The sequence below is a fragment of the Streptomyces sp. NPDC020299 genome, assembly GCF_044387825.1.
Taxonomy (GTDB): Bacteria; Actinomycetota; Actinomycetes; order Streptomycetales; family Streptomycetaceae; genus Streptomyces.
The window spans coordinates 246,287-267,950 of the sequence record NZ_JBIRWL010000013.1; the positions used below are offsets into that span (position 1 = coordinate 246,287).

The 21,664-nt window shown below is 73.9% G+C and carries 20 protein-coding genes; 10 read left to right on the top strand and 10 right to left on the bottom strand.

Annotated features, from left to right (window positions below; all coding sequences use genetic code 11):
- The first annotated feature begins 58 nt into the window (after window positions 1-58).
- Window positions 59-787, top strand: coding sequence for a DUF2470 domain-containing protein (locus ACH45E_RS30885; protein ID WP_361453482.1), 729 nt, complete (start codon window positions 59-61; stop codon window positions 785-787).
- On the opposite strand, the gene ACH45E_RS30890 is transcribed toward ACH45E_RS30885, so the two are convergent.
- The 4 genes from ACH45E_RS30890 to ACH45E_RS30905 all read right to left on the bottom strand — a co-directional run bounded on the left by ACH45E_RS30890 (window position 755) and on the right by ACH45E_RS30905 (window position 5,017).
- Window positions 755-1,960 carry a lactonase family protein gene (locus ACH45E_RS30890; protein ID WP_361453479.1) on the bottom strand — a complete coding sequence of 402 codons (1,206 nt, stop codon included), beginning with the start codon at window positions 1,958-1,960 and terminating at the stop codon, window positions 755-757. The two genes, ACH45E_RS30885 and ACH45E_RS30890, sit on opposite strands and share 33 nt — an antisense overlap.
- Before the next feature lie 134 nt (window positions 1,961-2,094).
- Complete coding sequence (locus ACH45E_RS30895; RefSeq protein WP_361453477.1) at window positions 2,095-3,126, bottom strand: hypothetical protein; 1,032 nt, start codon at window positions 3,124-3,126, stop codon at window positions 2,095-2,097.
- Between the two features lie 42 nt (window positions 3,127-3,168).
- On the bottom strand, window positions 3,169-4,422 hold the full coding sequence (locus ACH45E_RS30900) for an FUSC family protein (RefSeq protein ID WP_361453474.1): 1,254 nt from the start codon (window positions 4,420-4,422) through the stop codon (window positions 3,169-3,171).
- Between the two features lie 100 nt (window positions 4,423-4,522).
- On the bottom strand, window positions 4,523-5,017 hold the full coding sequence (locus ACH45E_RS30905; protein ID WP_361453471.1) for an FBP domain-containing protein: 495 nt from the start codon (window positions 5,015-5,017) through the stop codon (window positions 4,523-4,525).
- A 96-nt stretch (window positions 5,018-5,113) separates the two neighbouring features.
- Here ACH45E_RS30905 and ACH45E_RS30910 point away from each other — a divergent pair, with 96 nt between their 5' ends.
- Window positions 5,114-6,028 carry a DUF3626 domain-containing protein gene (locus ACH45E_RS30910; protein WP_361453468.1) on the top strand — a complete coding sequence of 305 codons (915 nt, stop codon included), beginning with the start codon at window positions 5,114-5,116 and terminating at the stop codon, window positions 6,026-6,028.
- A 252-nt stretch (window positions 6,029-6,280) separates the two neighbouring features.
- Here the strand turns inward: ACH45E_RS30910 and ACH45E_RS30915 are convergent, their stop codons facing one another.
- Complete coding sequence (locus ACH45E_RS30915) at window positions 6,281-6,922, bottom strand: PAS domain S-box protein (protein ID WP_361453465.1); 642 nt, start codon at window positions 6,920-6,922, stop codon at window positions 6,281-6,283.
- A 130-nt stretch (window positions 6,923-7,052) separates the two neighbouring features.
- On the opposite strand from ACH45E_RS30915, the gene ACH45E_RS30920 reads away from it, so the two are divergent.
- The 5 genes from ACH45E_RS30920 (at window position 7,053) to ACH45E_RS30940 (ending at window position 14,647) form a co-directional block, all read left to right on the top strand.
- On the top strand, window positions 7,053-7,829 hold the full coding sequence (locus ACH45E_RS30920) for a sporulation protein (protein ID WP_361453462.1): 777 nt from the start codon (window positions 7,053-7,055) through the stop codon (window positions 7,827-7,829).
- Entirely contained in the window at window positions 7,829-8,974 is a 1,146-nt protein-coding gene (locus tag ACH45E_RS30925; protein WP_361453459.1) for a winged helix DNA-binding domain-containing protein, read from the top strand. The genes ACH45E_RS30920 and ACH45E_RS30925 overlap by 1 nt, the downstream gene beginning before the upstream one ends.
- Before the next feature lie 128 nt (window positions 8,975-9,102).
- Window positions 9,103-12,267, top strand: coding sequence for a cytochrome P450 (locus ACH45E_RS30930; RefSeq protein ID WP_361453456.1), 3,165 nt, complete (start codon window positions 9,103-9,105; stop codon window positions 12,265-12,267).
- Between the two features lie 25 nt (window positions 12,268-12,292).
- Window positions 12,293-13,270 (top strand): aminoglycoside phosphotransferase family protein, encoded by a 978-nt coding sequence (locus ACH45E_RS30935; protein WP_361453453.1) that lies wholly within the window; start codon window positions 12,293-12,295, stop codon window positions 13,268-13,270.
- A gap of 84 nt (window positions 13,271-13,354) precedes the next feature.
- The gene (locus ACH45E_RS30940; protein WP_361453450.1) at window positions 13,355-14,647 is read left to right on the top strand and encodes an ROK family protein; all 1,293 of its coding nucleotides are present in this window, start codon (window positions 13,355-13,357) and stop codon (window positions 14,645-14,647) included.
- 27 nt (window positions 14,648-14,674) lie between these two features.
- Here ACH45E_RS30940 and ACH45E_RS30945 read toward each other — a convergent pair whose 3' ends face one another.
- Window positions 14,675-14,914, bottom strand: a complete 240-nt coding sequence (locus tag ACH45E_RS30945) for a hypothetical protein (protein ID WP_361453447.1) — start codon at window positions 14,912-14,914, stop codon at window positions 14,675-14,677.
- A 63-nt stretch (window positions 14,915-14,977) separates the two neighbouring features.
- On the bottom strand, window positions 14,978-16,009 hold the full coding sequence (locus ACH45E_RS30950; protein ID WP_361453444.1) for an SDR family oxidoreductase: 1,032 nt from the start codon (window positions 16,007-16,009) through the stop codon (window positions 14,978-14,980).
- Window positions 16,010-16,177: 168 nt separating this feature from the next.
- Between ACH45E_RS30950 and ACH45E_RS30955 the strand changes: the two genes are divergently transcribed.
- On the top strand, window positions 16,178-17,014 hold the full coding sequence (locus tag ACH45E_RS30955) for an alpha/beta hydrolase (protein ID WP_361453441.1): 837 nt from the start codon (window positions 16,178-16,180) through the stop codon (window positions 17,012-17,014).
- Between the two features lie 239 nt (window positions 17,015-17,253).
- Here ACH45E_RS30955 and ACH45E_RS30960 read toward each other — a convergent pair whose 3' ends face one another.
- Genes ACH45E_RS30960 through ACH45E_RS30970 form a run of 3 tightly spaced genes read right to left on the bottom strand, consistent with a single transcriptional unit; the run spans window position 17,254 to window position 20,295 of the window.
- Window positions 17,254-18,474 carry an aromatic acid exporter family protein gene (locus tag ACH45E_RS30960; RefSeq protein ID WP_361453438.1) on the bottom strand — a complete coding sequence of 407 codons (1,221 nt, stop codon included), beginning with the start codon at window positions 18,472-18,474 and terminating at the stop codon, window positions 17,254-17,256.
- A 59-nt stretch (window positions 18,475-18,533) separates the two neighbouring features.
- The gene (locus tag ACH45E_RS30965) at window positions 18,534-19,199 is read right to left on the bottom strand and encodes an HAD family hydrolase (protein ID WP_361453435.1); all 666 of its coding nucleotides are present in this window, start codon (window positions 19,197-19,199) and stop codon (window positions 18,534-18,536) included.
- 58 nt (window positions 19,200-19,257) lie between these two features.
- Window positions 19,258-20,295 carry a PHP domain-containing protein gene (locus tag ACH45E_RS30970; protein ID WP_361453432.1) on the bottom strand — a complete coding sequence of 346 codons (1,038 nt, stop codon included), beginning with the start codon at window positions 20,293-20,295 and terminating at the stop codon, window positions 19,258-19,260.
- Window positions 20,296-20,442: 147 nt separating this feature from the next.
- Here ACH45E_RS30970 and ACH45E_RS30975 point away from each other — a divergent pair, with 147 nt between their 5' ends.
- Entirely contained in the window at window positions 20,443-21,240 is a 798-nt protein-coding gene (locus tag ACH45E_RS30975; protein ID WP_361453429.1) for an SDR family oxidoreductase, read from the top strand.
- A gap of 88 nt (window positions 21,241-21,328) precedes the next feature.
- Entirely contained in the window at window positions 21,329-21,574 is a 246-nt protein-coding gene (locus tag ACH45E_RS30980; RefSeq protein WP_361453426.1) for a hypothetical protein, read from the top strand.
- Window positions 21,575-21,664 lie beyond the last annotated feature (90 nt).

The window sequence follows — 21,664 nt, forward strand, 5'->3', positions numbered from 1 at the left end:
TTGGCGCACACCACGATCTTCGATAGGTTAGGCAAGGCTTACCTAAGGGGGTTGCGGGATGGGTGACAGCTGGACGGCCGCGCCCGGCGTGGCGGAGCAGGCCCGCTCGGTGCTCGCCGTGGCGTGGTCCTGCACGGTGACGGCGGACGGCGGGCGCGAGGAACTCGTCGGCGCGCACACCGTGGACGAGGACGGGCGGGTGCTGCTGCGGGTACCCGAGGACAGCGCCCTGCGCGCGGCGGCGGTCTGCGCGCCGCGCGGGGAGCCGGCCGCCGTGCTGGAGTTCGCCGACGCAGCGCCCGTCCCCGTGCGGCACCGGATCCGGGCCCGCGTCTGGCTGGCCGGCTGGTTCGCCGCCGAGGACGGCCATCTGGCGTTCCGGCCCACCCGGGTGGTGCTGCGCCGGTCCTCCGGCGCGGTGCTCGTCGGCCTCGACGAGTTCGCCGCCGCGGCTCCCGACCCGCTCGCCCCGGCCGAGGCCCGGCTGCTGACCCACCTCGCCGACGCCCACCCCGACGCCGTCGAACGGCTCACCCGGCTCGTCGACCCCGACAGCCTGCACGCCGCGACCCGGGTGACGCCCCTCGCGGTGGACCGCCACGGACTGACGCTGCGCATCGAGCGGGCCCGCGGCCACGGCGACGTACGGCTGCCTTTCCACGCGCCCGCCGACGACATCGCCCAGCTCACCGAGCGCGTGCACGCCCTGCTCTCCCACGCGAGCGCCGCCGGCGGCCCCCGCTGCCCGCGCGGCCTACAGCGGCAGCGCGCAGACGGCGACCGGTGAGGCGAACGGTTCACCCGCGAGCCGCAGTTCCCCGCTGCCGGTGTCCACGTGGAAGACGCTCACCGTGCCCGACCGCTGGTTCGCCGCGAACAGCAGCCCGCCGTCCGGTGAGAAGGCGATCTGCCGGGGGAAGTCCCCGCCGACCGGGACGGTGTCGATGAGGCGGAGCCGGGCGCCGTCCGCCTCGACGGCGTACCGGGTGAGGCTGTTGTCGCCGCGGTTGGCGAGGTAGGCGTACGCGCCGTTCGCGGTCACCAGGAGCTGGGCCGGGTAGCTGGTGCCCGCGCCGGTGCCGGTGGACTGCGGGCCGCCGATCGTCAGCCGGCCGGTGCCGGGGTCGTAGGCGCACACCGTGACCGTGTTGTCGACCTCGTTGGCCAGGTAGGCGTACCGCCCGTCCGGATGGAAGGTGAGGTGGCGCGGGCCCGCTCCCGGTCGCGCGTGGGCCCGGGCGGCCTCGGTGAGCGTGCCCGCGGTCGCGTCCAGGCGGTAGCTGTAGACGGTGTCGGTGCCCAGGTCGACGGCGAGGACGTGGCCGCCGTCGGGGCTGGTGACGATCTGGTGGGCGTGCGGACCCTGCTGGCCGGGGCCGGGTGCGGGGCTGGAGTGCGTGACGAGATCGGTGCGTTCGCCGAGCGCGCCCGTCGTGTCGATGGGGTGTACGGCCACGCTGCCGGACCCGTAGTTGGCGCTGAGCAGCCAGTGCCCGGTCGGATGGACGGAGAGGTGGCAGGGGGCCGCGCCGCCGGTGCTCCGGGTGCCGAGGACCTTCCGGTCGGCCAGGCGTACGGCGGTCACCCCGCCGTCCGTCCGCTCGTCGACCGCGTACAGCGTGCGGCCGTCCGGATGCACCGCGAGGAACGAGGGGTCGGCCACACCGCTGACGGTCCCGGCGCCGGTGATCCGGCCCGCCGCCGGGTCGTACGAGGCGAGGCCGATGCCGGTGCCGCCGCCGTCGACGGAGGTGTACGTGCCAAGGAGGAGCGGGCGCGGGGACCGCTCGGGCGCCCCGCGCTCCGGCCGCGCGGTGGCCGGACGTGCGCCAGGTGCCGGCGCGTCCCCACGGGGCGCGGCGGGCGAGGGAACCGCCACCACGGCGGCCGTCCCGGCCGCGGCCCCGACGAACCGGCGCCTGCTCCAGCCGCCGCTCGCCGCCTGCGCCCCACTGTCCATGTGCCCGCACCTCAGGTCGTCGGTTGCCCCGGTCGTGACGGCCACCTTCGCGCGGACCGCCCCTCAAGTGCAAGAACGGCAACGCTGGTTGCACAGGGCGCAATGGACGCGCCCGGTGCCGGTGACCACCACGCCTACCAGTCGCCGTCCTCCACCGGCAGACCCGGCCCGTCCTTGAGCTGCTGCACCTGGCCCGGCGACGGCTGCTGCCAGGGGTCGAGGTCGTCGCCGAGCCAGTCGCCGGCCGGCTTGACGGACTCGAGGGCGTCCGTGGGGGCGAGGTCCTCGGCGTCCTGGTCGTAGTAGTCGTACCAGGGCAGTCCCGCCCGGGTGTACGCCGCCCGGTCCACCGGGGACGGCGGGGGCTCCTCGCCCGTGATGCGCCGCCACTCCGGCGGCGTGACCAGGTGCACGAACACCCGTCCGGACGGCTCCTGGGACCAGTCGGTCAGCGGCCGGTCGTCCCGGTAGACCTCCTGACGCATCGAGCCGCCGACGCCGAGTCCCATGGCCGCGGCCTTCCGGGGCCGCCCCGCCGGGGCCGGGGGCGGTGCCGCACCCACCGCCATGGGCATCGCGGCCATCGGGGCGGCGCCGTATCCCCGCGTCCGCTCCTGCCGGGCGCGCTGCTCCTCGCGCCACTCGGTGAGGAGATCCTCGCGCAGCGGGAACGACCTCAGCTGGACGCCGCCCCACCCCTCCTCGCCGGTGACCTGGCCCTCCACCGTGGCGCCCAGCCCCAGCGGCACCGCCACGAACTGGCGGACCGTGCCCTTGCCGGAGTTGATGCCGTCCAGCCAGGGCTGGTGGGGCAGGACGAGGTAGTTCTGCGGGTCGCGGGTGAGCCGGTCGCCGAACGGCTTGCCCGACACGGCGCACACCTTGCCCACGCCGACCTGGAGCGCGGCCGGTTCCGTGGTGCCCGCGAAACTCAGCCACATCGCCTCGCGCAGATACACCGGCAGCATGACGCCGCCGCGGGCCCGCCACTCCTCGGGCACCCTGTCCGCATAGTCGGCGATCCGCCGGACGGGGAACTCGCCCAGGCCCGGCGGCAGCGGATGGGTGCCCGACTCCGGCAGCCGCAGGGTGCGCACGAAGCGCACCGCCACTCCGCCCGGCAGGCGCAGCGTGTTCCCGTCGATCCGTACGGCCGTGCCGGTCATCCGCACGCCCCCCTCACCCTGGAGTTCCCTCGATTGCCGTTCTCAGGGGAAACGCCTGCCGGCCCCCAGACGGTTCCGGTGCAGCTGCTCCTGCACCCCCATGCGCTCCCGCACCCGGGTCAGGCGAGGCATCCGGGTGCGCTGTTCGTGGGAGACGCGGTCCAGTTCCTCCAGCAGACGGCGCGAGCGGTGTTCGGTGTCGAGCTCGTCGAGGATCCGGTTGACCTCGGTCAGTACGGCGCCGAGCAGCTGCCAGTGCCGGGGGTCGCGCTCGGCGTCGGCCCGCAGCGTCACGGCCAGCTTGTCGCGGGTGGCCGCGGCCGTGTGCAGCTCCGCGGTGAGCCGGGCCTCCGCCGACTCGGCGCTGCGGCTGAGGTCGGTGGTCACCAGCACGGCGAAGCTGACCACCGCGTCGGCGATCTCGGACAGCAGCTGCTGCACCGCGGCGCCCGTCTCCGGCGCGAACAGCGGCTCCGGGTCGCGGGCCTTGGCCAGATCGGTGAAGGAGCGGGCCAGCACGCGCAGCACGACCGTGCAGATCTCCAGGGTGTCCAGTCCCGTGCGCAGCACCACCCGGTTCAGCAGGCCCTCCTTCACCCGCGGATTGAGCCGCAGACTGTCCTCGGCCTGCCGCAGCTCCGCGTCCACCTCCGTGATCTCGTGGTCGAGCCGGCGCGCCTCGTACAGCCGTGCGGTGGTCTCCTCCACCGGCGTCTGGGTCGCGGCCTCCTCGCCCACCCGCAGCATCAGCCGCCGCAGGCGCCGCGCCAGCCCCTCGATGGACTCCCCGGCCTTGCCCACCCACACCGGGGGAGCGAGCAGCAGGTTGCAGCCCATGCCGACGATCGCGCCGATCAGCGTCTCCACGATCCGGGCCCAGGCGGTGTACCCGATGGTGGTGACGCCGAGCACCAGCATGGCGCTGATCGCCACCTCGGCCACGTACTCGTCGACCCGCACCAGGTGCCCCACGGCCAGTGCGGCCACGATCAGCAGTGCCAGGCTCCACCAGGTCAGACCCACCAGCAGGCTGAAGGCGATGGCGACGAGGACCCCCGCGACCACGGCGTTCACCCGGCGGATGCCGTTGGTGAGCGTGGCGTAGAACGTCACCTGGACGACCAGCAGCGCGGTCAGGGGGGCGGTCAGCGGGGCCGGTTCCGGGCTGAGGCGGAGCGCGATGACGTAGGCGATCGACGCCGCGACGGCCGACCGCAGGGCCTGCACGACCACCGGGTCGCGCCGGCGCCGCAGGAAGCGCGACAGGGGCGCCGTCCACTCACGTACAACTCGCATCGTTTGCCCCTGTTCCCGTTCAGGTGGCTCATCGAACACACCGATCCGCCGGGTGGCAAGGGGGCCCACATTGTGCTGTGGCCGTGGCAGAGGGCCGGGCTCAGGCGTACAGCTTGTCCAGGAAGGCGGTCAGATGGCCGGTCGTACGGGCTATCTGCTCCTCCACCGTGAGGCTCTCCTCGAAGCGGGCGCCGGAGTCCGGGATCTTCTTCCCGCGTACGTAGAGGGAGCAGGCCAGATCGGTGCACATGTACAGGCCGACCGAGTTGCCCTCACGGCCCGCCGCGCCCGCCTTGCGCGCCGTCATCAGGGACACGCCACCCCCGCGATGGGTCGTCAGGCACAGCGAGCACATGCTGCGGTGCAGGAACCCGCGCTGCGAGGAGGGAAAGCGCAGGGTCACACCGGTCAGCCCGCCGTCCCGCTCGGTGACGAGATAGCTGCGGTCGGGGGCGCCGGGGTCCCGCCAGCCGAGGAAGTCCAGGTCATCCCAGGGCCGTTGGTCGAGATCACGGGGGAGCGTGAGCCGCTTGGCCTCGCCCTTCGAGCAGTTGACGAAGGAGTCGCGGATGTCCTGCTCGGTGAGTGATTTCATAAGGGCTCCCGGCACATCGAAGTGAGCAATAGGCAAAAACCTAGGGTCACTAGGTTCACGGGCTTCAGCATAGGCAGGCCCAGGGAGAGGAAGCCAATGGATTTCGGGTACGACCTCCCGCGCTCGGCGCACGCCGCGCTGTCCCACATCACGACGGTCTCATCGGGCCCCGCCCTCGACCCGGACCTGCGCATCACCCTGAACTTCCACCCCGACCGGCTCTCCGGCGGCCTGCCCCTGCTCCAGGCGCTGGCCAGGGATGGCGCGTACCACTCGCAATTCGTCACCGGCACCAGCAACGGCGGGCTCACCGCGCACCCCGGCGGCGACCGGTGGCGCTGGGAGAGCCGCATCTTCGGCGGCTCCTACGACGACGCGCCCCCGCCGGAGCGCCCCGTGTACGGCGCCCTGAACTTCCGCCGCCAAGTGGTCGGCGCCGCCCCGCGCTTCGGCTCCTCGCACTTCCGCCTGACGCCCCCGGCGCAGGCCCGGGCCACCTTCTGCTACCCCGACAGCGCGGCCGAGCCCGCCCACTTCGGCGTGGCCGCCGGAATGTCGCTCCTCGCCCTGGCGGAGGCGGACGAGCAGGACGCGCTGAACGACTACATCGAGGCGCATGTGCACGGGGGCGTGCTGCTCGACCGGGACATCGAGGCGCTCGTCCTGGACGCCGGCTACCGGGGCACGCCCGTCGAGGCCGCCGCCCGCAGCCTGCCTTGCCCGCTGGAATGGCACCCCGGCTACCGGCTGACCGTGCCGCAGCTGCGCCGCCACGCCGACTACCGGGGCCCCGAGTACGCCGACCTCGGCGCGGCCATCGCCGAACACGGCGTCCTCGACCCGAGGATCATCGGCGACGCGGCCCGCACCGGCCGGTACCCCCTTCAGGACCTGAAGATGATCTGGCACACCCTGGCCCGCTTCGGCGCCCCGGAAGGAGCAGGCACGGCCTACTCCCCGCCCCTCGCCACCGGCGGCCACACCCCGGTCGCGAGCACGCCGGAAGCGTAGGCACGGGCCGACACCCGGCGCGGGTGATGGGCGCCCCCGCGCCCTTTTGACCCCCGGTCGGCGGGCTGCCTCCGGGCGTCCGCCGGCGGGTACGACCTACTTCGCTTTCCGTGTCCCTCGCCACCGGCGGCCACGCTCCCGTCGCGAGCACGCGGCGGCGCGGGCCGACAGCCGGCGCAGGTGATGGGCGCCCCCGTCCTTGCTGAGTCCCGGTGCACGGGCGGCCTCCGGGCGTTCGTCGGCGGGAATCGCCTACTCCGTCTCCGCGTCCCTCGCCACCGGCGGCCACACCCCCGCCGCGAGGACGCCGGAGGCGTATGCGCGGGCGATCAGTTCGGTGCGGTTGGCTGTGCCCCAGCGGGTGGAGAGGCGGCGCAGGTGGTAGGTGACGCCGTCCTTGGTGAGGCCCAGTTCGCGGGCCGCGCGGGCGGTGGTGGCGCCGGCGGCGAGCAGGGCCAGCACTCTGCCCTCCATCGGTGTGACCCGTGCGGGCTGCTCGGTGTGCCGCTCGCGCTCGTCGAGTACCCGCAGCATCACCAGCAGCGCCGGCGTCGACTCGACGGAGTCGCTCACCGGGTCCGCGGTCAGCTCCCCGCGGCGCTCGGCACCGCCCGGCGCCCGCCAGCGCACCGACACCTGGTACCGCGACCGGTGCCTGAGCCGCAGCGCCTCGGCGATCCGCTCCACCTGCGTCGCCTCCTGCGGCCGGAACAGCTCCAGCACGTCCCGCCCGCGCAGCCGCCCCGGCGTCGTACCGCACTCGGCGGCCATCGCCGGATTCGCCAGCACCACCACGCCGTACACATCGCACACCGCGACCGGCACGGAGACCCGGTCGAACAGGGTCAGCGCGCGGTTGCGCCACACCACCGCCTCGGTCCGGCCCGCTTCCATCCGCACCTCCCGCCGCGCCGTGCCCGGCGTCCATCAAAGATGAGCGGCCAGGTCAGCGGCAACTTCGGGTGCGGCGCCCGCACCGGAGTTACCCTGTTTGGAGTTGATCACGGGCTGGGGAGGGGCACAGGTGGGGCTCAGGCAGCTGTTCGGATTCGGTGACGACGAGAACCTGGAACCGGCGGAGATCGACACGCAGATCCAGACCGTGTCACCCGTTCCCGGCGGGGACATCGGCGGCGAGATCGTACTCAGGGGCGGCGGCCGCGGCCTCAAGGTCGAGTACTTCTACCTGCGGCTGTTCGTGACCATGGTCGACTACCAGGGCCGCAGCACGCAGGAGGAGTTCAAGAGCCTGAGCGCCCGCCGCTCCCACTTCACCGTGGCCCCCGGCGCCGAGGAACGGGTGCCTTTCCACGGGCGGCTCCCCTGGACGTGCCCGGTGACCGAGCTGGGCGGCCGGTCGGTCGGCACCGTCGTGTCCCTGAAGACGCAGCTCGACTGGGAGCGCGAGAGCGAGGAGCAGGACCACGACCTGGTGCACGTGGCCGCGCCCCCGCTGTACGAGAGCGTCCTGGACGCCTTCGCCCAGGAGGGCTACCTCTTCGACGAGTCGCAGGTGATCGACGACTACATCCCGGACACCGAGAACCATCCGGGCCGCTTCCAGACCTTCGTCCTCGCCGACCGCACCCGAGGCGACCGCTTGGCGGAGCTGGAGGTCGCCTTCCACTGCAACGAAGTCGGCGCGATGGTCTACGTCCGGCGTGCCGAGCGCACCCAGTACACCTGGGAGGACAAGCCGCCCGCCCGCCGTTTCCCGGCCGCGCACCACGAGGTGGGCCGCGTCGACTTCCGTGAGCACGTCCGCCGGGTCCTCGCGGAACTCGCCCTGCTGGACTCCTGATGGCCGCGGAGCTCACCACCCGCGAACTCAACCGGGCCACCCTCGCCCGCCAACTCCTGCTGAGGCGGGAGCCGCTGGGCGTCGGCGAGGCCGTGCGCCACGTGGTCGCGCTCCAGGCCCAGCATCCCGCCTCGCCGTACGTGGCGCTGTGGAACCGCGTCGACGGATTCGACCCGGACGAGCTGGACGCCGCCTTCGCCGACCGCACCGTGGTGAAGGCGACCCTGATGCGGATCACCCTGCACGCCGTCCACGGGGGCGACCACCGGGTCTTCCGGGAGGCGATGCAGCAGACGCTGTACGCCTCCCGGCTCGGCTACCGCTTCGCTGCGGCGGGGCTCACCCCCGCGGACGCCCACGAACTGCTCCCGGAACTGCACGCCTTCGCCGAACGACCGCGCACCGCAGCCGAGTTGCAGACGTGGCTCGAGGAGCGACTCGGAGCCGAGAAGAAGACCGGGGCCTGGTGGGGGCTCAAGGCCTACGCGAACCTGCTGCACGTCGCGACCGGCGGGCCCTGGTCGTTCGGCGCCCGGTCGTCGTTCGTCGCGGCGCCGACGGGGCCGCCGCCCATGGAGCGGGAGGCGGCGCCGCGGGCGCTCGAGCAGCTCGTCCTGCGCTACCTGGCCGCGTTCGGACCGGCGTCCCCGGCGGACATCGCACAGTTCGGCACGCTGCCCCGGGGACCGGTCCGGCAGACGCTGCGCGCGCTCGGTGACGCCGTCGAGGAGGTGAAAGAGGCGGACGGCACCGCCCTGTTCGACGTTCCCGGCGCGCCGCGCCCGCCCGCCGACACACCGGCACCGCCCCGCCTCCTCGGAATGTGGGACAGCGTCCTCCTCGCCCACGCCGACCGCACCCGGGTGATCCCCGAGGACCTGCGCCGCGTGGTGATCCGCGTCAACGGCGACGTGCTGCCGACGCTGCTGGTCGACGGCCGGGTCGCGGGCGTGTGGCGGCCGGTCGAGGGCGGCGTCGAGGCGACGGCCTTCCACGAACTGACGTCCACCGCCTGGGACGGACTCGCCGAGGAGGCGCGCTCGCTGACCGCCCTGCTGGCCCGCCGTGAACCCAGGGCCTACAGCCGCTACGAGCACTGGTGGCGCAGGCTCCCCGACGGTCAGGTGCGCCTACTCCCGGGCTGAGGGCCGGCGCAAGCCCCGCCGCGGGATTTCGGCTGCACGATCGTGTAGTCCCGCGGTAACGGCCGAGGCCGCGGGCGGAGCAGGCTGGAGCGCAGTACCACCCGTACCGCGAAAGGCAGTTGTCGCGCATGCCCCCCACCGCGCCGCACCCCCAGGCCCCCGGCACCCTCCCCGACGTACCCGTCGTCGACATCACCGCGACCGGACCCGGCCGCACCCCGATCCAGCAGGTCATGGAGCTCATGCGGGCCCACGGGCCGGTCCTCGTCCGGCGCCTGCACGGGCGGGACACGCTGTTCGTGGCCGACGCCGACCTGGTGGCCGACCTCGCCGACGAGCAGCGGTTCGCCAAGCACGTCGGCCCCGCCCTGGAGAACGTACGGGAGTTCGCCGCCGACGGACTGTTCACCGCGTACAACGACGAGCCCAACTGGGCCCGGGCGCACGACATCCTCATGCCCGCCTTCGCCCTCGGCTCGATGCGCACCTACCACCCGGTGATGCTGAAGGTGGCACGCCGGCTCATCGCCTCCTGGGACGGTGCCGCGCGTGCGGGCCGACCGGTGGACGTGCCCGACGACATGACCCGCATGACCCTCGACACCATCGGACTCGCCGGATTCGACTACGACTTCGGCTCCTTCGAGCGCGCCGAGCCCCACCCCTTCGTCGAGTCGATGGTCCGCTGCCTGGAGTGGAGCATGACCCGCCTCGCCCGCACCCCGGGCAGGGACTACGAGGTCGCCGACGCGGCCTTCCGGACCGACGCCGCGTATCTCGCGCAGGTCGTGGACGACGTCATCGCCGCCCGCGCCGGCACCGACCAGAGCGGCGCCGACGACCTCCTCGGGCTGATGCTCACCGCCGAACACCCCGCCGACGGGGGAACGCTGGACGCGGCCAACATCCGCAACCAGGTCATCACCTTCCTGATCGCCGGGCACGAGACGACCTCCGGCGCGATGTCCTTCGCCCTGTACTACCTGGCCAAGCACCCCACCGCGCTCCGGCTCGTCCAGCGAGAGGCCGACGCCCTGTGGGGCGACAGCGCCGACCCCGAGCCGACGTACGACGAGGTCGGCAGGCTCACCTACACCCGGCAGGTCCTGGGCGAGGCACTGCGGCTGTGGCCGACGGCCGCCGCCTTCGGCCGGCACGCCCTTGAGGACACGCTGCTCGGCGGCCGGATCCCGCTGCGCGCCGGGCAGGCCGTCACCGTGCTCGCCCCGATGCTGCACCGGCAGCCCGTCTGGGGCGACAACCCCGAACTGTTCGACCCGGACCGGTTCACCGCCGAGGCGGAGGCGGCCCGGCCCGTGCACGCCTTCAAACCGTTCGGCACCGGCGAACGCGCCTGCATCGGACGGCAGTTCGCGCTGCACGAGGCGACGATGCTGCTGGCGATGCTCGTCCACCGCTACCGGCTGCACGACCACGCCGACTACGCGCTCACCGTGAAGGAGACCCTCACCCTCAAGCCCGAGGGCTTCACCCTGACCCTGACCCCGCGCACCCCCGCCGACCGCGCCCACACCCCGCTGCCGGGCGCCACCCCCGCCCCGGCCCCCGAGGCCACCCACACGGCCGCCCTCCCGTCCCGCGTCCGCCCCGGCACCGGCGCCCTCTTCCTGCACGGCAGCAACTACGGCACCTGCCGCGAGTTCGCCGCCCAACTGGCCGACGAGGCCGCCGCCCTCGGCTGCGACACCCAGGTGGCCCCGCTCGACGCCTACACGGACGGCCTGCCCACCGACCGCCCGGTCGTCATCACCGCCGCCTCCTACAACGGCCGCCCCACCGACGACGCCACCGCCTTCGCCGCCTGGCTGGACAGCACCCCCGACCTGACCGGGGTGACCTACGCCGTCCTCGGCGTCGGCGACCGCAACTGGGCCGCCACCTACCAGCAGGTCCCGACCCGCTTCGACGCCCGCCTCGCCGAACTCGGCGCCACCCGGCTCACCGACCGCGCCGCCGCCGACGCCTCCGGCGACCTGACCGGCACCGTCCGCGAGTTCACGTCCCGACTGCGGACCGTCATCCTGGAGCACCACGGCGACCCCGACGCCACCACCGGCGCCCCTGCCGAGCCCGGCACGGTGTACGAGGTCCGCACCCTGACCGGCGGCCCGCTCGACGCGCTCGCCGAGCGGCACGGACTGCTGCCCATGACGGTCACCGAGGCCCGCGACCTCACCGCCCCCGGGTATCCGCGCACCAAGCGGTTCCTGCGCGTCGCCCTGCCCGACGGCGTCACCTACCGCACCGCCGACCACCTCACCGTCCTGCCCGCCAACGCCCCGGACCTCGTCGAGCGCGCCGCGACCGCACTGGGCGTCGGCCTCGACACCGTCCTGGACATCCGGGCCACCCGCCCGCGCCGCGACGGCATCGCGGTGGACCGGCCGCTGACCGTACGCCAACTGCTCACCCACCACGTGGAGTTGCAGGAGCGCCCGACCCCGGCCCAGCTGTCCGCGCTCGCCGCGGTCAACCCCTGCCCGCCCGAGCGGGCCGCCCTCGCCGCCCTGACCGACGACCCGCGCACCCTCGTCGAGCTGATCGAGGACCACCCGGCGCTGCGCGGCGCCCTGGACTGGGCCGGGCTCCTCGACCTGCTCACGCCGTTGCGCCCCCGGCACTACTCCATCTCCTCCTCGCCCGCGGCCGGCCCCGGCCACGCGGATCTGATGGTCTCCCTGCTGCAGGCGCCCGCCCGCTCCGGCAAGGGCGTCTACCGGGGCACCGGCTCCGGCCACCTCGCCTCGCTCCAGCCCGGCGACACGGTGCTCGCCCGTGTCCAGCCGTGCCGGGAGGCGTTTAGGACCGACGCCGGCGCACCGGTTGTCATGATCGCCGCGGGCACCGGGCTCGCCCCCTTCCGGGGCGCCATCGCCGACCGCACCGCCGCACTCGCCGGCGGCGCGGAACTCCCGCCAGCACTCTGCTACTTCGGCTGCGACGCCCCCGACGCCGACTTCCTGCACGGGGACGAACTCCGCGCCGCCGAGACCGCCGGAGCCGTCTCACTGCGCCCGGCCTTCAGCACCGCGGGGACCTTCGTGCAGCACCGCATCGCCACCGAGGCCGACGAGGTATGGGAACTGCTCGGCGCCGGAGCCCGGGTGTACGTCTGCGGCGACGGCTCGCGGATGGCGCCCGGCGTGCGCGAGGCGTTCCGTACGCTGTACCGGGACCGCACGCCCGGCGCCGACGAAGCGGCGGCCGGGCGGTGGCTCGACACGCTGGTGGCAGCGGGCCGTTACGTCGAGGACGTGTACGCGGCCGGCTGACCCGAAGGGGAGGGGTGGGTACACGGTGGTGGACTCCTGGGAACGGGCCCGGCACGCCCTGGAGGGCTCGGGCATTCCTCCCGGCCTCCTGGCCCACCTGCGCCCCCTGGACGGCGGCACCTACAACTCGGTCGAGGAACTGCGGCTCACCGACGGAAGCCGCTATGTGCTCAAGGTCGCGCCGGACGCCCCCGGACTGCGCCACGAGCAACGGCTGCTCGTCTCCGAGGCCGAGTTCTACCGCGGCGCCGCCGAGGCCGGCGTGCCGGCACCACGCCTCGTGGCCCTGGGCGGCGACACCGCCGTGCGCCATCTGCTGATGACGGCCTGCCCGGGCGAACCCTGGGACGGCTCGGTCACCGAGACCGAACGGGCGGCCCTGCGCACGGAGCTGGGCCGCCAGGTGGCCCGTCTGCACCGGGTGACCGGGCCGGGCTTCGGCTATCCCTCCGGAGCGCTCGGCCCCCTCGCCGGTGACTGGCGGACCGCGTTCACCGCGATGCTGGACGCCGTCCTGGACGACGCCCGCCGCTACGGGGCCCGGCTGCCCCGCCCCGCCGACGAGGTGGCCCGCGTCGTCCGGACCGCCTACGGTGCCCTCGACGAGGTCACCGTACCGAGCCTCGTCCACTTCGACCTGTGGCCGGGCAACATCCTGCTGGACCGCTCGGCGGGGAAGGTGCGCATCGGCGGACTGATCGACGGTGAGCGCATGTTCTGGGGCGACCCGCTGGCCGACTTCGTCTCCCTGGCGCTGCTCGGGGACATCAGGAAGGACGAGGCCTTCCTGGCCGGCTACCGGGAGGACGGCGGGCGGGCCGGTTTCGACATCCCGGCCCTCCTCCGGCTCGCCCTCTACCGGGCCTACCTCTACCTGATCATGCTCACGGAGACCGTCCCCCGCGAGGCGGACGAGGGCCAGCGGCGCTGGGTCCAGGAACGGGTCGCGCCCGAACTCGTCGCGGCCCTGGACGAAATCATGGAACTCCCTCTTAGCTCATAGCGTGAACTAAGGGTTGGACGAATGTCGCGCCGAGTCCGCCCGCGGAGGTATGTTGCAGGTCGGGCAGGGTTCGGAAGGAGCCACATGGCGGGGCGGAACGGGCGCACGGTACGCGACCTCAGACGGGGCAACCGCACGGCGGTGCTGCAACGGCTGTACTTCGACGGACCCCTCAGCCGCTTCGAGCTCGGCCCGGCGACCGGGCTGAGCTCCGGCTCGGTCAGCAACGTGGTCGCGGACCTGGTCGCCGACGGGCTGGTCGAGGAGGCCGGCAGCGTCGACTCCGACGGCGGCCGCCCCCGCACCCTGCTGCGGGTCGCCCCGGACAGCGGCCACATGATCGGCGTCGATGTCGGCGAGACCCGCGTCCGCGTCGAGCTGTTCGACCTGACCCTCACCGAACTCGCCCGCGCCGAACGCCCCTTGACCCGGCAGGGATACGACGTCGACGGCATCGTCGGCCACATCCGCGACGGCGTCGCCGAGGTCCTCGCGGGCGCGCGGACCGCTCCCGAGCGGCTGCTCGGCGTCGGGGTCGGCGTGCCCGGCATCGTGGAGCACACCGCCGACCGGGGTGCCGTGGTGCACGGGCAGACCATCGGCTGGGACGCCGTACCGCTGGAGTCACTGCTGCGCTCCGGCTCCCAACTGCCCGACACCGTGCCGTACTTCATCGACAACGGCGCCAAGACCCTCGGCCAGGCCGAGATGTGGTTCGGCGCCGGGCGCGGCGCCCGCAACGCGCTCGTGGTGCTGTTCGGTTCCGGCGTCGGGGCCTGCCTCGTCACCCCGGAGGTGGAGCACGGCCGGGCCGTCGAGTGGGGGCATCTGACGGTACGGGTGCGCGGGCGCCGCTGCCGCTGCGGGGCGCCCGGCTGCCTGGAGGCCTACGCGGGCGCCGAGTCGCTGCTCGACCGCTGGCGGGAGGAGGGCGGACGCCCGCCCGAGGGCGCCGACGAGGAGACCGCGCTCACCGCGATGCTCGCCGCCGCCTACCCGCCCGAGGGCACGGCCGCGGACCCGGTCGCCCTCGCCGTCCTGGAGGAGACCGCCGAGTACCTCGGCGCCGGCCTGTCCGACCTGATCAACCTGTTCCAGCCCGAGCGGATCCTGATCGGCGGCTGGGCCGGGCTCCAGCTCGGCGCCCGCTTCCTGCCCGCCGTACGCCGGCACGCCACCACGTACGCGCTGCGCCATCCCGCCGAGAAGGTCACCATCGACCTGGGCCGCCTCGGCCCCGACGCGGTCACGGTGGGAGCGGCGATCCTGCCCCTGGCCGACTTCTTCGCACGCGGCGGCCGGCGCGAGGAACGTATCGCCGAGGACCGGTCGCCGGCCTGGCGCACGGCCCTGCGGGAGCGGGCACCCGACGCGTGAGGACGCCCACGGCCGGGAGCCCAGGCCTCAGGCCGAGGGCTCGTCCGGCACGGGGTGCTCGGTCTGCTCCGTCCCCGAGCGCGGCGCACCCTGCCGCCCGGTCCCGGCCTCGTCGGTGTCGGGCACGTCCTCCTCGGCGGCGTCGTCGGGCTTCTCGCCCGGCGCCGCCTCCCACGGGTCCTCATCCGGTCGGGCCTGCTGGTCCGGCAGATCCCGCGGCACGGGACGGGTCGCCTCACCAGGTTCTTGGTGGCGGTCTTCGGCCACGGCGTCCTCCCCTCGGGTCGTTGTGCGGTGGGTACGAGTACCAGCCCTCTGACCTGCGAAACCTCAGCCGACCTTGTGGCCCCGCAGCGGTTCCGTGCCGGCTCCCGCGCCCTGCTGGAGCCCGCCCAGGAACTCCTGGAGCACGTCCGTCGCGGTGCGCTGCGGCCGCCAGCCCAGTTCGGTACGCGCGCGCGTGCAGTCCATGATCGGCAGCCGCAGCACCGCGTCGAACAGGTGCGGGGAGGCCGGCACCAGGTGCAGTCCCCAGGCGGCGGCGAGCGCGGACCGGGCCGCGGTCCGGGGCAGCCGTACCGGGCGGGTACCGAGCATCCCGCTCAGCAGCTCGGCGTCGACCGGCGGTTCGGCCGCCAGGTTGTAGGCGCCCCGCGCGTCCGGCGAGCGCAGCGCCATGCGGTACGCCTCGGCCGCGTCGTCGGTGTGCAGCGCCTGCACCCGCAGACCGGGGACGTCCGGGAGGAAGCGCATCAGTTCGGGGCGGGCCAGCGGGCCCGGCAGGAAGCGGCCGCCGAAGATCCGGCGCTGCTCGCTCGCCGACTCCCGCTTGAAGAGGAAGGCCGGGCGCATCCGCACCACGCGTACGTCGGCGTGGTCGCGCTCGAAGATGTCCAGGGCCCGTTCCAGATAGGCCTTCTCGCGGCAGTACGCGGCGTCCGGCCAGCCGTGCGTCGGCCACGACTCGTCCACCGCGTAGTCCTTCGGTCCCGGCGAGTAGGCGCCGACCGACGAGGCGTGCACCAGCACCGGCACCCGCGCCGTGGCCACCGCCTCGAACACCCGGATGCTCCCGAGGACATTGGTCCGCCAGGTCTTCGCCGGGTCGTGCGTCGGCTGGAACGCCCACGCCAGGTGGACCACGGCGTCGGCCCCCGCGAACCGCTCGGCGAGATCGACCTGTTCCGAGGCCACGTCGACCCGGGACCACTCGGTCTTCGGCGGCATCCACTCCGGCGTCCGGCGGGCCAGCCCCCGTACCCACTCGACCTGCGGATCCTCCGCCAGCAGGCGCACCATGCTCGTACCTACGTTGCCGGTGGCGCCCGTGACCACGACCTTGCTGCCCGCTGCGCTGCTCACCTTCGGCTCCTCTCGGTGGCGGCTGACGGCCGGACGCTCCGAGTACCCGGTTCGCCGACCATGCACGCGGCCGGCCGCCGCTCATTACACGTGAGGTAATCGACCCCGGCCGCCGGGGCCGGAATGATCGAGGACGTACCCACCCCACCGGATTCCAGGAGGACTCCCATGCCGTACTTCGAGAGCCCCGTCGACGGTGTACGCCTGCACTACGTCGACTACGGGCTCGCCGACGGCCCGGTGGTCGTCTTCGTGAACAGCGCCTGGCTGGGCAGCGAGATGTGGGAGTTCCAGATGCTGCCGCTGGCGGCGGCGGGCTACCGGTGCGTCAGCATGGACCGGCGGGGACACGGCCGCTCCGACGACGTGTGGGGCGGGTTCGACCTCGACAGCCTCGCCGACGACCTGCGCGGACTCCTCGACCACCTCGACCTGCGCGAGGTCACGATGGTGGGTCACTCGCTGGGCAGCGTCGAGGTGGTCCGCTGCCTGACCCGGCACGGCGACGACCGGGTGGCCCGGGTCGCCCTCGTCAGCGGCATCGCGCCCGGGGTGGTCCGGACGGCCGACAACCCGGACGGTGTGGACCCCGCCGACGCGCGCGCCGCCAACGAGGTCTACCGGCGCGACAGGGCGGGCTTCTACGAGGACGGAGCCGACCCGTTCTTCGGCATCGGCCTGCCCGGCGTCGAGGTGTCGCCGGCCTTCCGGCGCCACATCATCGACCGGTGCCTGGCCACCACCCCGCACGCGTCGATCGCCGTACAGGATCTGGCCGTCGCGGTGGACGTCACCGCCGAGCTGCCCAAGCTGCGGATGCCGGTGCTGGTGGTGCACGGCACGCACGACTTCTCGGCGCCGCTGGAGGTGACCGGCGCCCGCTCGGCGCGGCTCGTGCCGGACGGCACGCTGAAGGTCTACGAGAACGCGGGCCACGGCCTGCCCTTCACCCACGGCGAACGGCTCACGGCGGACCTGCGGGCCTTCGTCGACGGCGGGGCATGACCGAGCCGGACATGAGAGAGCCCCGACCGGACGGGGGAAGACCGGTCGGGGCAGCCGAGGTGTGGGCGCGGATGGCGGTCGCCTCTCGGCGAAAGGCTCCACAGGGCTTCAGCCGAACGATCGTCCCTGTGGGCAAAAGGTGAGGCCCGGGGACACTGTCCCATCCGCACCCACGGTTGGTTCAACGGGGAACCACCGGTGGTTGTTCCGGTGTGTGCCGTCCTGTGCGGTGATGTGTGTCACTGTCCGGACTCGCCGGGGGCGCGGGGAACCGTCTCCGCCCACAGGTTCTCGGCCAGCAACAGCAGCGAGCCGAGGACCGCCGCCCGGGGCGCCTCCCAGCCCGCGTGCTCCCGCAGGCCCTCCTGCAGCTGCCGACGCAGCTCCCGCCGCGCCTCCTCGGTGTCGTCGGTGTCGCCGTCCCGCCCGGCACCGGAACCCCTGTCGAAGTCCCCGTCGGTACATCCGGCGGAATCCGCGTCGGGCCGCCCGAGCAGCCGGCCGCTCTCCACATGGCACGCCCGCGCGATCAGCTCCAGCAGGTCCGCGTACGGCTCCAGCAGCGCCGGGTCCGGGGCCACGGCCGTACGGCTGTCGTCGGCGGCGACCGCGAGCGTCCGGGTCAGGGCGCGCACATGACCGGTGACCCGGCTCCACCGCTCGTCCTCCTCCTCCGGGGGCAGGTCCGAGGGGACCCGGCCCAGGGCGTGCAGGGCCCGGTCGGTCAGCCGCAGGCTCTCCCGGCTCCAGCCGCGGGCCGAGCGCAGCGACTCCAGCCGGTGCTCGAGCCGGGCCGAGCCGTACGACCAGTCGGCCGCGGTATCGGCGTCCCAGTCCCCGCCGCGGAGCCCGGAGGCGATCTCGCACAGCACGTCGCCCGCCTCTCGGGCCAGCCCCCCGAGGTTCTCCCGCACGTCCCGCAGATGGATCGGCGGCAGCACGAACGCGTTGACGGCCACCCCGATCACCGCGCCCAGCGCGGCCTGGCCCAGCCGGTGCCCGACCGAGGCCGCCGAGACGCTTCCGGAGGCGAGGGTGAACACCGCCGTGGTCGCGCCATAGACGCCCTGCTCGCCGAAACGCGACCAGTTGGCCAGGAGCATCAGCAGGGGCAGGGACAGGACGAGCGCGCCCGTAGTGTTCCCCGCGACCGCGTGCGCCGCCGAGGCGAGCACCGTGCCGATGCAGATCGCCGCGAGCTGCTGGGTGGCCTGCCTCAGCGAGCTGTACACCGTGGCCTGGACCATGAGCAGCGCGACCCAGGGGGCCATCATGGCCAGCGGGTCGCCCATCCCGCTCGCCGCCAGCCAGGCCAGCAGCGCGGCCCCGGCGGCCTTGAGCGACTGCACCACCAGGTCCCGTTCCCGGCCCGGTCCGCGCCAGGCCGCCCCGACGGACAGGCCGACGCCGCGCACGCCCCGGGACAGCGCCTGCCGTGGAATCCATGTCACGCTCGTCATGCCGGTGCGGGTATCCCAAGATCGTGTTTTCTCAAGCGGCACAGTTCACGGCCCCCGGGTCAAGAGGCCAGCGGACTGCCGCCCAGGGACGCCAGCAGGTGCGCGGGATCGTCGTAGACCGTCTCCGCGCCGGCCTCCTCCAGGTCGCCGCGCGGGATGCCGCCGCACAGGACACCGACGCAGCGCACCCCGGCCCGGCTTCCGGCCCGCATGTCCCACACGGTGTCGCCCACGAACACCGCCCGCTCCGCGGGCACCCCGGCCAGCTCCAGCGCGTGCTCGACGGGCTCGGGCGCGGGCTTGCCCCGCTCCACGTCGTCGGCGCTCGCGGTTGCCGTGATGGCCTCGTCCGCGTCGATCGCCCGGCGCAGCGCGCCCAGCTCCGCGCCGCTCGCGGAGGTGGCCAGGACCACCGTCCAGCCGTCCCCGTGCAGGCGCCTGAGCAGTTCCCCGGCGTCCCGGAGCGCGGGCAGTCGGTCGAAGTACTGGCCGTACAGCGCCTTGTGCGCGGCGCTGAGCTCACCGTCCCGGTCCTTGTCGCGGGCGTCGCCGAGCAGATGGGCGATCAGGTCGGTGGAGCCGAGCCCGACGGCCCGGTGCACGGCGTGCATGGGCACGCGGTGGCCCGCTTGCCGGAAGGCCTCCCACCAGGTCACGACATGCAGGTGGTTGGTGTCGACGAGCGTTCCGTCCACGTCGAATACGGCGGCACGGGCACGGTCCATCCGGGGGCCTTCCTCTCAGGGGTCTTGCTGGTGCGTCTCGTGTCGCACGGGTACCACGTCAGGAACCCGCCACGCCGGACGGTGTCCGGCGCTCCCCCGTCCAGGCCAGCAGCTCGTCCAGGGACCAGGTGGTCACCACCCGTTCTGGCGGCACCCCGCACTCCTGCGCCCGCGCGCACCCGTGGATCTGCCAGTCCAGCTGACCGGGGGCGTGCGCGTCGGTGTCGACGGAGAACAGCACGCCCGCCCCGACCGCCCGCCGCAGCAGCCGCCGGGGCGGGTCCAGCCGCTCCGGGCGGGAGTTGATCTCCAGGGCGGTGCCGGTCTCGGCGCAGGCGGCGAACACCTCGTCCGCGTCGAACTCCGACTCCGGCCGCCCCCGCCCGGTCACCAGCCGTCCGGTGCAGTGGCCGAGGACGTCGGAGTGCGGGTCGCGGACGGCGGCCACCATGCGGCGGGTCATCGACCGGGCGTCCATGCGCAGGTTGGAGTGCACCGACACCACCACCACGTCGAGCCGGTCGAGCAGCTCGGGCTCCTGGTCGAGCGAGCCGTCCTCGAGGATGTCGCACTCGATGCCGGTCAGCAGCCGGAACGGGGCCCAGGTCGCGTTGAGCTCCGCCACCACCCGCAGCTGTTCGCGCAGCCGCTCGGGGGACAGGCCGCGCGCCACCGTCAGCCGGGGGGAGTGGTCCGTCAGCACCGCCCACTCGTGGCCGAGCCCCGCCGCCGCCCGGCCCATCTCGTCGATCGGGCTGCCGCCGTCGGACCAGTCCGAATGCAGATGGCAGTCGCCGCGCAGCAGCGCCCGCAGCCGCTCGCCGCCCCGCGCGAGCGGGCCGGCCGCCTCGCCCTCCAGCGTGCGCAGATAGCCCGGCGTATCTCCCGCCAGCGCCTCGCGCACGACCTGCGCGGTCTTCGGGCCGACCCCCTTGAGCGACTCCAGCGTCCCCGCCGACGCCCGCTCGGCCACCTCCTCGGCAGGCAGTCCGGTCAGCACCCGGGCGGCCGTGCGGAAGGCACGTACCCGGTAGGTCGGCGCCTGGGACCGCTCCAGCAGGAAGGCGATCCGGTCCAGTGCCTCGACGGGGCCCATGGCGCCTCCCCTTCCTCGCCCTTCCGCGCGTGCCCCTCCAGGGTTCCCCAGCGGCGCGGGGGCCGCACGGCGGCCTGCCGGTTTGCCCGGTTCGCACCCGGGTACTGCGGTGCTCCGTCCACCTGCCCCACGTGGAGGAGGCCCGTCATGTCCGCTCCCGCCGTACCGCGTTCCCCGGTGGCCGTGATCACCGGCGCCGACTCCGGCATCGGCCGCGCCACCGCCGTCCGCCTGGCCCGGCAGGGCGTGGACGTCGGCATCACCTGGCACACCGACCTCAAGGGCGCGGAGGAGACCGCCGAGGAGGTGCGTGCCGCCGGGCAGCGGGCCGTCGTGACGCAGATGGACCTGGGCCGGCTGCCCGGCGCCGCCGGCGCGGTCGACGAGCTGCGCGACCGGCTCGGCCGGCTCGACATCCTGGTCAACAACGCCGGTACGGGCACCTCGACCCCCTTCCTCGACCTGGAGCCGGACAAGGTCCGCGAGGTCATCGACGTCGACCTGCTCGGCCCGTTCCTGTGCGGGCAGCACGCGGCCCGGCACATGATCCGGCAGGGCGACGGCGGCCGGATCGTCAACGTCACCTCCGTCCACGAACACCAGCCCCGGGTGGGCGCGGCCCCGTACTGCGCGGCCAAGGGCGGCCTCGGCCTGCTCACCCAGGTCATGGCGCTGGAACTCGCCGAGTACGGCATCACGGTCAACGCCGTCGCCCCCGGCGAGATCGCCACGCCCATGACCGGCCAGGAGGACACGGACCCGCACACCGAGAGCCGCCCCGGCGTACCGCTGGGCCGGCCGGGCGACGCCCGGGAGGTCGCGGCCGTCATCGCCTTCCTGACGGGCCCGGACGCCTCCTACGTCACCGGCGCCTCCTGGGCCGTCGACGGCGGCATGCTCCGGATGGGCCCGATGGCCGGCTCGCACCTCGGCAGCGACGACTGACGGCGCCCTTGAGACGGCCGTCCCCCGAGCCGCCGGGCGGCGGTCGCGGATGACACGTCGGGGCGCCGCGCGTTCTACGCTGAATTGCATGACCGAACAAGCAGTGCCCTACATGTCCCACCCGCGGATCCTGGTGCACGGAGTGATGCGCGGGAAGCCGGGCGATCCGCCCTTCCGCATCGTGGAGATAGACGGTCAGGTGGTCGGTGAGGCGCACGCCGTCACCGACGTTCTGGAAGCCGCCGCCGCGTACGGCATCACGGTCCACGACCTCGACGACCCGGACGTGGTCCGCTGGGTGGGCGGCGGCAAGTTCACCTGGGCACCGCACTAGGGGGTGTTTCGAAAGTCCCGCACAGCACCCACGGCGCCCGGCACGCACTCTCGCCGCACCGGCCAAAAACCCAAGTACGTCCAGTACGAG

Coding starts and splice junctions, on each gene's coding strand:
- ACH45E_RS30885 (WP_361453482.1), top strand. CDS start 59: ATGGGTGACAGCTGGACGGCCGCGCCCGGCGTGGCGGAGCAGGCCCGC.
- ACH45E_RS30890 (WP_361453479.1), bottom strand. CDS start 1,960: ATGGACAGTGGGGCGCAGGCGGCGAGCGGCGGCTGGAGCAGGCGCCGG.
- ACH45E_RS30895 (WP_361453477.1), bottom strand. CDS start 3,126: ATGACCGGCACGGCCGTACGGATCGACGGGAACACGCTGCGCCTGCCG.
- ACH45E_RS30900 (WP_361453474.1), bottom strand. CDS start 4,422: ATGCGAGTTGTACGTGAGTGGACGGCGCCCCTGTCGCGCTTCCTGCGG.
- ACH45E_RS30905 (WP_361453471.1), bottom strand. CDS start 5,017: ATGAAATCACTCACCGAGCAGGACATCCGCGACTCCTTCGTCAACTGC.
- ACH45E_RS30910 (WP_361453468.1), top strand. CDS start 5,114: ATGGATTTCGGGTACGACCTCCCGCGCTCGGCGCACGCCGCGCTGTCC.
- ACH45E_RS30915 (WP_361453465.1), bottom strand. CDS start 6,922: ATGGAAGCGGGCCGGACCGAGGCGGTGGTGTGGCGCAACCGCGCGCTG.
- ACH45E_RS30925 (WP_361453459.1), top strand. CDS start 7,829: ATGGCCGCGGAGCTCACCACCCGCGAACTCAACCGGGCCACCCTCGCC.
- ACH45E_RS30930 (WP_361453456.1), top strand. CDS start 9,103: ATGCCCCCCACCGCGCCGCACCCCCAGGCCCCCGGCACCCTCCCCGAC.
- ACH45E_RS30940 (WP_361453450.1), top strand. CDS start 13,355: ATGGCGGGGCGGAACGGGCGCACGGTACGCGACCTCAGACGGGGCAAC.
- ACH45E_RS30955 (WP_361453441.1), top strand. CDS start 16,178: ATGCCGTACTTCGAGAGCCCCGTCGACGGTGTACGCCTGCACTACGTC.
- ACH45E_RS30960 (WP_361453438.1), bottom strand. CDS start 18,474: ATGACGAGCGTGACATGGATTCCACGGCAGGCGCTGTCCCGGGGCGTG.
- ACH45E_RS30965 (WP_361453435.1), bottom strand. CDS start 19,199: ATGGACCGTGCCCGTGCCGCCGTATTCGACGTGGACGGAACGCTCGTC.
- ACH45E_RS30970 (WP_361453432.1), bottom strand. CDS start 20,295: ATGGGCCCCGTCGAGGCACTGGACCGGATCGCCTTCCTGCTGGAGCGG.
- ACH45E_RS30975 (WP_361453429.1), top strand. CDS start 20,443: ATGTCCGCTCCCGCCGTACCGCGTTCCCCGGTGGCCGTGATCACCGGC.
- ACH45E_RS30980 (WP_361453426.1), top strand. CDS start 21,329: ATGACCGAACAAGCAGTGCCCTACATGTCCCACCCGCGGATCCTGGTG.